This window comes from Teichococcus aestuarii, from assembly GCF_042651065.1.
GTDB lineage: Bacteria > Pseudomonadota > Alphaproteobacteria > Acetobacterales > Acetobacteraceae > Pseudoroseomonas > Pseudoroseomonas aestuarii.
Map to the genome: position 1 here is coordinate 1 of NZ_JBHSCH010000155.1, position 1245 is coordinate 1245.

Here is a 1245-nt window from a genome sequence, read left to right on the forward strand (position 1 = left end):
GCGCTGCGGCGCGGGCGCGTGGGCGCCTGCGCGCTGCTCTCGCTGCTGGGTGGCGGGGCGGTGCTGCTGGCGGCGGCGGACGTGGCGGCGCTGGCGCTGTGGCACGGCGCGCCGCCTGCCAGCCACGCCTATGCCGCCACCGCTCTGGTGCTGGCGCTCTATGTGGCGCTGCACGCGGCGCTGGGCACGATCATGGCGCTCTACACCGCCGCCCGCTGCCAGGCCGGCTATGTCTCGGCGATGCGCGACCTGGCGCCGCGCAACACCCTGATGTGGCAGGGCTACACCGCGCTCTGCGGCCTGGCCGCGCTGCTTCTGCTGCAACTCTGGCCCTGGATGGCCGGGGCGGGGACGACGCCATGACCCTGCTCCGGCGCCTGCCGGGGGTGGCGGTGGCCACCCTCGCCTTCCTCCTCTGGAGCTCGGCCTTCCTGCTGCTCTACGTCGCCGTCTCGCTCGGCTGCGCCTGGGGGTGGGACCAGCCGGCGGCGCTCGGCCTCAGCCTGCAGCGCTGGGTGCTGCTGGGCGTCTGGGCGGTGCATCTGGCGCTCCTCGGCACGCTGCTCGCCTGGAGTTGGCGCGGCACGCGCTGGGGCAGCGCGGAGGACGCCTTCCGCCCCGTGCTGGCCACCGGCGGCCTCGGCCTGGCGCTGGCGGCCACGCTCTGGTGCGGCCTGCCGGTGCTGCTGGCCTCCGCCTGCCATTGAGGCGGCGCCTCAGTTGCGGGCCGCCGCCCGGCGCGGCGTGGCATCGGGGTGCCAGGCCGGCTCCGGACCGGGGGTGGCGAGCAGCACCTCGGTCAGCCGGGTGATGTCCTGCTGGCGCAGCACGGCCGCAGTGTCGCCGCCCGGCAGGCCGCCGGCCTGATGCGCGGCGCGGTGCGCGGCCATCAGCGCGACCAGCTGGGTGGTGCCGCAGGAACGGTGATGGAACATGGCGGGCTTTCCCCTTTCCGACGCGATGCCCCATCCTAGACGCGATTAAGAATGATTCTCGATATGATTCCGGCGTGGCTCAGCCGCCCAGCGCCGCCGCCAGCCGCGCCCAGGCCGCCGCGTCGCCCGGCAGGCCGAAGCGCAGCCAGCGTGGCTGGCCGGAGAAGCGCCGCACCAGGATGCCCGCCCGGCCCAGCCGCGCATGCCACGCCGCCGCGTCGCCCTCGGCCAGCCGGAACAGCCTCGTGCCGCCCCGCACGAGCAGCCCGGCGCCCACCAGCAGCGCGTCGCGCCGCGCCGCCAGGGCGGC

2 protein-coding genes and 2 pseudogenes are annotated in these 1245 nt (G+C 76.3%); 2 read left to right on the forward strand and 2 right to left on the reverse strand.

Annotated elements, in window-relative coordinates:
* A pseudogene (locus ACFOY6_RS24090) lies at positions 1 to 363 on the forward strand (cytochrome ubiquinol oxidase subunit I); the annotation flags it as partial.
* On the forward strand, positions 360 to 707 hold the full coding sequence (locus ACFOY6_RS24095) for a hypothetical protein (RefSeq protein WP_379652453.1): 348 nt from the start codon (positions 360 to 362) through the stop codon (positions 705 to 707). The pseudogene ACFOY6_RS24090 and the gene ACFOY6_RS24095, both read left to right, overlap by 4 nt.
* A 9-nt stretch (positions 708 to 716) precedes the next feature.
* Here the strand turns inward: ACFOY6_RS24095 and ACFOY6_RS24100 are convergent, their stop codons facing one another.
* Both ACFOY6_RS24100 and ACFOY6_RS24105 read right to left on the reverse strand, forming a co-directional pair.
* Positions 717 to 935, reverse strand: a complete 219-nt coding sequence (locus tag ACFOY6_RS24100; RefSeq protein ID WP_379652454.1) for a hypothetical protein — start codon at positions 933 to 935, stop codon at positions 717 to 719.
* A gap of 79 nt (positions 936 to 1014) precedes the next feature.
* A pseudogene (locus ACFOY6_RS24105) lies at positions 1015 to 1245 on the reverse strand (threonine-phosphate decarboxylase); the annotation flags it as partial.

Bases quoted from the DNA above. Each gene is read 5' to 3' on its own strand.
- ACFOY6_RS24100 (WP_379652454.1), bottom strand. From the start codon at position 935: ATGTTCCATCACCGTTCCTGCGGCACCACCCAGCTGGTCGCGCTGATG.
- ACFOY6_RS24095 (WP_379652453.1), top strand. From the start codon at position 360: ATGACCCTGCTCCGGCGCCTGCCGGGGGTGGCGGTGGCCACCCTCGCC.